5 protein-coding genes are annotated in these 9,687 nt (G+C 74.1%); 2 read left to right on the top strand and 3 right to left on the bottom strand.

The window, feature by feature from the left end:
• The first annotated feature begins 5 nt into the window (after positions 1–5).
• Positions 6–1,655 (top strand): (2,3-dihydroxybenzoyl)adenylate synthase, encoded by a 1,650-nt coding sequence (locus tag LV457_RS09555; RefSeq protein ID WP_232170558.1) that lies wholly within the window; start codon positions 6–8, stop codon positions 1,653–1,655.
• A gap of 3 nt (positions 1,656–1,658) precedes the next feature.
• Here LV457_RS09555 and LV457_RS09550 read toward each other — a convergent pair whose 3' ends face one another.
• Positions 1,659–6,752: a type I polyketide synthase gene (locus tag LV457_RS09550; RefSeq protein ID WP_232170557.1), complete on the bottom strand. Its 5,094-nt coding sequence runs from the start codon at positions 6,750–6,752 to the stop codon at positions 1,659–1,661.
• A gap of 103 nt (positions 6,753–6,855) precedes the next feature.
• On the opposite strand from LV457_RS09550, the gene LV457_RS09545 reads away from it, so the two are divergent.
• Positions 6,856–8,184 carry an MFS transporter gene (locus tag LV457_RS09545; RefSeq protein WP_374198789.1) on the top strand — a complete coding sequence of 443 codons (1,329 nt, stop codon included), beginning with the start codon at positions 6,856–6,858 and terminating at the stop codon, positions 8,182–8,184.
• A gap of 7 nt (positions 8,185–8,191) precedes the next feature.
• Here LV457_RS09545 and hemW read toward each other — a convergent pair whose 3' ends face one another.
• Both hemW and LV457_RS09535 read right to left on the bottom strand, forming a co-directional pair.
• Positions 8,192–9,352, bottom strand: coding sequence for a radical SAM family heme chaperone HemW (hemW, locus tag LV457_RS09540; protein WP_374198788.1), 1,161 nt, complete (start codon positions 9,350–9,352; stop codon positions 8,192–8,194).
• Complete coding sequence (locus LV457_RS09535; protein WP_232170555.1) at positions 9,349–9,687, bottom strand: hypothetical protein; 339 nt, start codon at positions 9,685–9,687, stop codon at positions 9,349–9,351. The genes hemW and LV457_RS09535 overlap by 4 nt, the downstream gene beginning before the upstream one ends.

Genomic DNA, 9,687 nt, shown 5'->3' with positions numbered 1-9,687 from the left:
CACCGATGAGCACCGGCTTCCAGCAGGCGAAATCCGACCTCGCCGACGGTTTCGTCCCGTTTCCGCCCGAGCGCGCCGAGCGGTACCGGCGGCTCGGCTACTGGCAGGGCCGGCGGCTCGACTCGCTGTTGCGCGGGGCGGCCGACCGGTGGCCCGACAAGCCCGCCGTCGTCGATCCGGCGGCCCGGTACACCTTCGCCGAGCTCGACGCGTCCGCCGACCGGATCGGCGCGGCGCTGGCGGCGCGAGGCATTGCGCCCGGCGACCGGATGCTGCTGCAGCTGCCGAACTCGTGTGCGTTCGCGCTGGCCTTCTTCGGGATGCTGCGCGCCGGCGTCGTGCCGGTGATGTGCCTGCCCGGACACCGCGCCGCCGAACTGGGGCACTTTGCTGCCGTCAGCGGCGCGGTCGGCATGATGATCGCCGATGTGGCGGGCGGCTTCGACTACCGGGACATGGCGCGGGAGCTCGTCGCCGCCCACCCCGCGCTGCGGCATGTCCTCGTCGACGGCGATCCGGGGCCGTTCGCGCCGTGGTCGGCGCTCGCCGCCACCGACGCCCCCCTCCCGGACGTCGCGGTCGATCCTGCGTTGCCGGCGCTGCTGCTGGTCTCCGGCGGCACCACCGGGCTGCCGAAGCTGATCGCCCGGACCCACGACGACTACGTCTACAACGCCCTCGCCTGCGCCCGGGCCTGCGGCCTCGGGCCCGAGGACGTCTACCTCGCGGTGCTGCCGGCCGGGCACAACTTCCCGCTGGCCTGCCCCGGCCTGCTCGGCTCGATGGCCGTCGGGGCCACCACGGTGTTCACCGCCGATCCGAGCCCGGAGGCGGCGTTCGCGCTGATCGACCGCCACCGCGTGACGGTCACCGGCCTGGTCAACGCGCTCGCCAAGCTGTGGGCGCAGGCCTGTGCGTGGGAGCCGGTGCTCCCGGCGTCGCTGCGGCTGGTGCAGGTGGGCGGCTCGCGGCTGTCGCCGGAGGAGGCCCGCTTCATCCACGACAACCTGTCGAGCGGCTTGTCGCAGATCTTCGGCATGGCCGAGGGCATGCTGCAGTTCACCCGGCCCGGCGACCCGCTGGAGGTCGTGCTCAACACCCAGGGCCGGCCGATGTCGCCGCACGACGAACGCCGGGTGGTCGGCGACGACGGGGTCGAGGTGGCGCCCGGCGAGGAGGGCGAACTCCTGGTCCGCGGGCCGTACACGCTGAACGGCTACTACCGCGCGCCCGACGCCGACGCCCGCTCGTTCACCCCGGACGGGTTCTACCGCAGCGGTGACCGGGTGCGGATCTTCGCCGACGGCCCGCTCGCCGGGAACGTGGAGGTGGTCGGCCGGGTCAAGGACGTCGTCCATCGCGGCGGAGAGACGGTGTCCGCGACGGACCTGGAGGATCACCTGGTCGCCCACCCGGCCATCGAAGCGGCCGCCGCGGTCGCCCTGCCCGACGAGTACCTCGGCGAGAAGATCTGCGCCGCAGTGGTTTTCCGCGGGACACCGATCGACCTCGCCGAGCTCAACCGGTACCTCGATGCCCGCGGCGCCTCGACCCACGCGCGCCCGGACCTGGTGGTGCCGCTGCCCTTGCTACCGACGACGGCGGTCGGCAAGGTGGACAAGAAGGCGCTGGTCGCGCGGCTGCGCGGCGCCTGACCGTCACCGACCGAGCAGCTCGACGATCCGGGCGGTGACGGCGGCCGCGGTCGGGTGCTCCCACAGCAGTGTCGGCGGCAGCGAGAGCCCGGTCTCCTTCTCCAGCTCGCGGCGCAGCCGCACCGTCATGATCGAGTCGACGCCCAGCTCGATCAGCGGCGAGCCCGGATCCACCTCGGTCGCGGCGAGACCCAGTTGCGCGGCCACCGCCGCCCGCACCCGGTGCGCCAGCGCATCCGGATCGCCGGCGGTCACCGGGGCAGGGGCGTCGGCGGTCGCCGGTGCCACGTCGGCCAGCATCGGCACCGCCGCGGCAGCCGGAAGGACCGGCAGGACGACGACGTTCGGCTCACCGGTGTGCATCGCCAGGTCGAGGGCGCGCATCGCCTCGTCGGCTCCGACGGTGCCCATGCCGAGCGCGTCGAGCTGTGCGGCCACGTATTTCGACGTCGAACCCATGCCCAGGCCGCGCCACGCGGTCCACGCCACGCTCACCGTGTCGTTCCCGTGACGGCGGCGGTGCCGGGCCATGGCGTCCAGGAAGGCATTGGCGGCCGCGTAGGCGCCCTGGCCGGGGAAACCGGCGAGGTAGCCGCACGACGAGAACAGCACGAGCCAGTCGAGCCGGCCCGGCGGGAACACCTCGTGCAGCGCGAGCGTGCCGCGCACCTTGGGGTGCATGGTGGCGGCCAGATCGCCGGCCGAGGTGTCCGCGAGCAGCGCGCCCGCCGACACGCCCGCCGCGTGGATGACGCCACGCACCTCGGGTATTTCGGCGACCAGCGCGCGCAGCGCGGCGGCGGCGTTGGGGGCACCGATGTCCAGCGCCGGCACCTCGACGGCGACGCCGCGCGCTGCCAGCGCGGACACCGCCTGCGCGGCACTCGATTCCGGCAGCAGGCCGCCCCGCGATAGCAGCACCAGCCGCCGGGCGCCGAGATCGGCGAGCCGGTGCGCCAGCCGGAGCCCGAGCGCGCCGGTGCCGCCGGTGATCAGGTAGCTGCCGTCGGGTGAGCACCGAAGCGGCGCGCCGTGCCCCCGGTCGGCGGCCGCGAGCCGCGCCACCCGGGCGGTGCCGCCGCGCACCACGACGACGCCGTGGCCGGGCAGCGAGGCGAGCGCCCCGAGCGGCAGCGGGCCGTCGGCCGCATCGAGCACGCCGCCCCACAGCCGGGGATACTCCGCGGCCGCGATGCGGGACAGGCCCCACAGCGGCGCGTGCGCCAGGTCGTCGCCCTCGGCGACGCCGCAGGTCAGCGCCCACAGCCGCGCGGGCGACGCGCTCGCCGACAACCGCGTGAGCGTGGACAGCACCTGCCCGGCCGCCGCCTCGGGTGTGTCGTCAGCGCGCGGCAGCACCAGCGCCACCGGGGTGGCGCCCAGCCCGGCGACGTCTTGTGCGCCGTCGAAATCCTCGACGGCGCGGTACGGCACCGCCGCCGCATCGAGGTCGTGCACCGCCGCGTCGAGCGACTCGGCGTCACCGCCGACGAGCAGCACGCCGGTGGGCCGGTCCTCGGGACGCCAGGCCACCGGATGCCAGGCGACGCGGTGAACCATGCTGTCGACGCCGGCGGCCGCCGGGTCCAGCTCCTCGAACGCCATGCCGGTGAGGGTCAGCAGCACCGCGCCGTGCTCGTCGGCGAGCGCCACGTCGGTGACGGTGGTGCCCGGCCGCCGCCGGACCGACAGGGCGGCCACCGCGGGCGCTGCGCCGGTGACGTGCACCCGTTCGATGCGGGCGGGCATCCGCAGCCGCGGCGGGCCGTCGAACACCGTCGACGCCGCCGAGGTGGCCGCGTCGATCAGCGGCGCCCAAGTAAGAGGCGATGCGCCGTCGGCATCGGCACGGACGATCCCGAGCAGTTCGCCGTCGCCGCACCACAGTTCGCCGCATTGCCAACCGAAGCCCATGGCCGCGACACCGAGGGTCGCGAGCACGTCCTCGACGTGGCGGGGCGGCAGTGCGCGGGCGCATCGCCGGCGTGCCGCGGCGAGGTCGAGGCGCTGTGGCGGGCGGTGGTCGGTGGGTGCCACGGCGGCAGTGGTGTGGGTGATCCAGCCGCCGTCGCCGTCGTGGGCCACCGGCCGCGACGCCAGCGTCAGCCGCCGCTCCTGCAGCACCACCTGGACGTCGCGGGCGTGGGCCGGCGCCACCGGGGTCCGCAGGAAGACGTCGGCCAGCGCCGGCGGATGTGCCGGCGACCGGGTGTCGCCGGCTGCGGCGAGGAAGGTGTTGAGCAGCACGGCGGCCGGCACGATCTCGGTGCCCTTCACCGGGTGGTCGCCCGGATACGGCCGGCCGGCCAGGTCGAGCCGGGTCTGCCACAGCCGCACGGGCGGCGAGCCCGCGACGTCGGTGCGGCCGCCGAGCAGCGTGTGCGATGCGTTCTCGTGCAGGGCCCGCCCGCCCGGCGGCGGCGTCGGTACGCGCCAGAACCGGCGGTGCTGCCACGGCGCGCCGGGAAGGTCGCCGGCCCACGAATCGTGCCGCGCAACACCGGATTCCACGGTGGCGCCGTGGCACCACAGCGCGGCGACCGCGGAGGTGAGCGTCCGCTGCTCGGGCTGGTGACGGCGCAGCACCGGGAAGACGCCGTGCTGGTCGATCCCGAGGTGCAGCAGGGTCTCGGCGATCGAGTGGGACACCACCGGATGGGCCGACACCTCGCAGAACAGCCGGTGGCCGTCCTGCGCCGCGGCCGTCACCGCCTCCGCGAAGCGCACCCGGCCGCGCAGGTTCAGCGCCCAGTAGCCGGCATCGCGCGGGGCGGTCGACCGCGGGTCGACGAGTGCCGTCGAGTACAGCGGCACCGCGGCGGGCCGCGGGGGGTCGAGATCCGCGACGGCGCGGGCCAGTTCGTCGGTCAGCGCGTCCATCGCCGGGCTGTGGAAGGCGACGTCGGTGGCCACGCGGCGCACCGGGATGCCGTCGGCCGCCCACTCGGCCGCGACCGCCTCGACGGCAGCGGCGGCGCCGGAAATGACCGTGGAGTCCGGCGATGCGCTGATCGCCGCGACCACGTCGGCGCGGCCGGCCAGGCGCGTCTCGGCGTCGGCGAACGGCACCCCCACCAGCGCCATCGCGCCGTGACCCGACACCGCGCGAAAGCCCCGGGCGCGGTAGCACGCCACCGCGGCGCCCTGGCGCAGGTCGAAGACGCCGGCGGCGACGCACGCCGCGACCTCGCCGACGGAATGCCCGAGCACCGCCGCCGGCCGGACGCCGCGCTGCCGCAACACCGCCGCCAGCCCCACCTGCATCGCGAACGTGAGCGCCTGCACGCGGTCGGTGCCGCCGAGCTCACCGGTCGCGAGCGCTCGGCGCGCGGAGAAACCCCATTCGCGGCCGAAGACGTCGTCCACCTCGTCGATCACCCGGGCGAACTCCGGCTCGGCGGCCAGCAGTCCGGCGCCCATGCCGGGCCAGTGCGAACCGTGTCCGGAGAACACCCAGACCGGCTCGCGCGGCACACCGTCGGGGACGGTGCCGGTGACCAGGCCTGCGACGGTCTCGCCGCGGGCGAGCGCGTCGAGGCCGGTGACCAGATCGTGCGGCTGCTCGGCGATCAGCACGGCGCGCACCGGCTCGTGGGCGCGCCGCGTCCACAGTGTGGCCGCCACCGCCGCGATCGAGTCCCCCGCGGTGCGCAGGTGGTCGGCGAGGGCGTCGGCGTAGCGGGCCAGTCGCGCGGGTGAGATCGCGGACACCGGAACGATCCGCGGACCGGCCGGGGTCGGGCCGGGCGTCGCGGTGTCGGCGGCGGGCGCCTCCTCGACGAGCACGTGCGCGATCGTGCCGCCGTAGCCGTAGCTGCACACCGCGCCGCGACGCGGGACATCGCCGCGCGGCCACGGTTCGGCCGTCGTCGGAACCCGCAGGCCGCTGGCCGACCAGTCGATGGCCGGGTTGAGGGTGCGGACGCCGGCGGTGGGTGGAATCGCCTCGTGGTGCAGCGCCAGCACGGTCTTGATGAGCCCGAGCACGCCGGCACCGCCTTCGAGGTGGCCGACGTTCGGCTTGATCGATCCGATGCGGCACGGGGCGTCGGCGGGCCGGCCGGCACCGTAAACGGTTGCCAGAGCGCCGATTTCGACGGGATCCCCGGCCGGCGTGCCGGTGCCGTGCGCCTCGACGTAGTCGACCGACTCCGGTGTCACACCAGAGATTTCGCAGGCCCGTCGAAACATCGCCGCCTGCGCGTCGCCGTTGGGGCTCATGATGCCGACGGTGCGGCCGTCCTGGGCGACGGCGCCGCCGCGGATGACGGCCAGCACCCGGTCGCCGTCGCGGCGGGCGTCGGCGAGCCGCTTGAGGACGACCACCCCGGCGCCCTCGCCGCGGCCGTAGCCGTCGGCGGCGGCGTCGAACGTCTTGCAGCGGCCGTCGGGTGCGGTGGCGCCGGCCTCGTCGAGCACCCGTACCAGGCCCGGGCCGATCAGCGCACTGACCCCGCCGGCCAGCGCGAGCGACGTCTCGCCGGCCCGCAGCAGCTGGCACGCCTGGTGCACCGCGACGAGCGACGCGGCGCAGGCGGCGTCGAGGGCGACACTCGGACCCCGCAGGTCGAGCAGGTGCGAGACCCGGTTCGCGACGCCGCACAGCGAGGTGCCGATGCCCGTCCACGCCTCGATGCCCGGCAGGTCCTCCAGCAGCAACCTGCCGTAGTCGTCGGAATTGACGCCCATCAGCACGGCGGTGTCGGTGCCGGCGAGCGCCCGCGGCGACACCCCAGCGTGCACCAGCGCCTCCCAGCTCACCTCCAGCGCGAGCCGCTGCTGCGGGTCCATCAGCTCGGCCTCCCGCGGCGGCACCCCGAAGAACTCCGCGTCGAATCCGGGTAGATCGGTGAGGAAGGTGCCGCGCCGGGTGGTGCGGCGCAGCACCTCGGCATTGCGCGGATCGCGGGTCAGGTACGGCTCCCACCGCTGCGCCGGCACGTCGCGCACGTCGCTGCCGCCGTCGAGGAGGAACTGCCACAGCGCCGCCGGCGATCCGACGTCGCCTGCCACCCGGCAGCCGATCCCGACGACCGCTATCGGCGCTCGCCAGGTATCCAAAGCGTGGTTAGCCTTGCCTAACTCCACGCGCCACATAGTGGCACAGCCCATCGCGTCGCCGGGGCGCACACCGGCGCGTTGGGATCAGGCTGCGCGCAATGCTTCGGCGGTGCCGCGCCGCATGGTTCGAATAGCGGACGTGACCGTCACCGACCCCACCGCACCGGCCGCTGCCCCCGACAGCGCATTGCGACCCGCCGGCCGTCCCGCGGCCCGCACCGCGCTGTGGGCCAGCCTCGTCGGCACCACCATCGAGTGGTACGACTTCTTCCTCTACGCCACGGCCGCGGGCCTGGTGTTCAACCAAGCGTTCTTCCCGGACCAGACGACGTTCGTCGGCACGCTGCTCTCGTTTGCCACCTTCGCGGTCGGCTTCGTGGTGCGCCCCATCGGCGGGTTCGTGTTCGGCCATGTCGGCGATCGCATCGGCCGCAAGAAGACGCTGGCGCTGACGATGCTGCTGATGGGCGCCGCGACCGCGCTGATGGGTGTCCTGCCGACCGCCGCCCAGATCGGCGTCGCGGCGCCGCTGCTGCTGTTGCTGCTGCGCGTGGTGCAGGGGTTCGCACCCGGCGGCGAGTGGGCCGGTGCGGTGCTGCTGGCCGTCGAGCACAGCCCGGCCCGGCGCCGGGGGCTGTTCGGCAGCATCCCGCAGGTGGGGCTGGCGCTCGGCCTGGCGCTGGGCACCGGGGTGTTCGCGCTGCTGCAAAGCGTGCTTCCCGACGACGCCTTCCTGACCTACGGCTGGCGCATCGCGTTCCTGTTCTCCATCGTGCTGGTCGTCTTCGGGGTGGTGGTGCGGCTCAAGGCCAGCGAGACACCGGTGTTCGAGAAGGTCCGCGACAGCGACGGCCGGGCCGCGGTCCCGCTGCGCGAGGTGTTCCGGCCGCCGTCGCTGCGTTCCACCGTGCTGGGAATGCTGTCGCGCTGGGGCGAGGGCGCGGCGTTCAACACCTGGGGGGTGTTCGCCATCGCGTACGCGACGGGCACGCTGCACCTGCCGAAGGTGCCGGTGCTCGTCTCGGTGACCGTCGCCGCGCTGGTCATGGCGGCACTGCTCCCGGTGTCGGGGCTGGCCACCGATTGCTTCGGTGCCCGGCGCGTCTACGCCACGGGTATCGCCGCCTACGCCGTCGCGGTCTTCCCGGTGTTCGCGCTGTTCGGCACCGCTGAGATCGGCTGGTACGCGCTGGGCATGCTCATCGTGTTCGGCGTCATCCACGCCTGGTTCTACGGCGCGCAGGGCACGCTGTACGCGTCGCTGTTCCCGGCACGGGTGCGCTACACCGGGCTGTCGACGGTCTACCAGCTGTCCGGCGTGTACGCGTCGGGCCTCACCCCGCTGATCCTGACCGCCCTGATCGGCGCGGCCGACGGCTCGCCCTGGCTCGCCTGCGGCTATCTCGTCACGACGGCCGTCGTCAGCGTCGTCGCGACGGCGCTGCTGCGGCCACACGCCGACAGCTGAGGACCCATCAGACGAGCAGGTCGCGCACCACGGCGTCGGCGAGCAGCCGGCCGCGGTCGGTGAGCACCACCCGGTCCCCTTCCCGCTGGAGCAGCCCGTCGGCGATCGCGCGGTCCGCGCGCGCACGTTCGGCGGCCGACAGCGTCCCGAGCGCCAGGCCTGACCGCAGCCGGAGCCGGAGCATCACCGCCTCGGTGTGCGCACCGGCGGCATCGAGGCGCTCGAAGTCGTCGATCGGCGATCGGCCGCGCGCCAGCGCCTCGCTGTAGGCGGCGGGCCGTTTGACGTTCCACCACCGGACGTCCCCGACGAAGCCGTGAGCGCCGGGACCGGCGCCCCACCATTCGCCGCCGTCCCAGTAGCCGAGGTTGTGCCGGCATTCGCCGCCGGGGCGCGCCCAGTTCGACACCTCGTACCAGCCGTAGCCCGCGTCGGACAGCCGCTGATCGACGAGCTCGTAGCGGTGAGCCAGCACGTCGTCGTCCGGGGCGGCGACTTCTCCGCGGCGCACGCGTCGGGCCATCGCCGTGCCGTCCTCCACCACCAGCGCATAGGCCGACACATGGTCGACGTCGGCGTCGAGCACGGCGTCGATCGAATGCAGCAGGTCCTCGTCGCGCTCACCTGGCGTGCCGTAGATGAGGTCGAGGTTGACATGCCGGAAGCCGGCGGACGCCGCCTCGCGCGCGGCGGCGACCGCCCGGCCGGGCGAATGCGTGCGGTCGAGCACCGCCAGCACGTGCGGCGCGGCCGACTGCATGCCCAGCGACATGCGGGTGTAGCCGGCGGACAGCAGCCGCGCGAAGAAGTCCGGTGACGTCGACTCCGGGTTCGCCTCGGTGGTCACCTCGGCGTCGGTTGCGAGGCGGAAATTGTCGCGGATCGCCGCCAGGACGGCGGTGAGGCGCTCGGCCCCGAGCAGCGACGGGGTGCCGCCGCCGACGAATACCGTGTCAACGGTGCGCGGGCCGACGTTCTCCGCGGCGAGCCGCAGCTCGATGCGCAGCGCGTGCAGCCAGGCGTCGGGATCGGCGCCGCCCAGTTCGGCCGGCGTGTAGGTGTTGAAGTCGCAGTAACCGCAGCGCGTGGCGCAGAACGGCACATGGACATAGATGCCGAACGGCCGACCCGTCATTCTGTGCAGTGTGCCGGGCCCGCGGGTTGTCATGCTCGCAGTCCGCCGAGACCGTTCAGGGCGGTGGCGATGCGACTGATGCCTTCCGCGTTGTCGACTTCGGTGGCTTGGTGGGCCTGGGCGGCGGCGACGATTTTGTCGCCGGTTTGCTGCAGCTCGTCGACGGTCGATGCGAAATGAGCCCGCAGATCGTCGTTGCAGGCGACGAGTTTCGGTCCCGTCGCGAAGTCGCGGTTGCCTGCGGCAGCCGCCTCTGCCGAATCGAATAGCGGTGCAACGGCTGATCGCGCCTCCTCCGCTTCAGCGGCAACGGTCGAACCCGCAGACGCGACCTGCTCAGGCGTAATCCGGATTTCGTCGCCGCTCAT

Origin of the sequence: Mycobacterium sp. MYCO198283 (genome assembly GCF_021213805.1) — a bacterium.
Classification (GTDB): domain Bacteria; phylum Actinomycetota; class Actinomycetes; order Mycobacteriales; family Mycobacteriaceae; genus Mycobacterium.
This window is presented reverse-complemented; position numbering and strand designations above follow the sequence as displayed.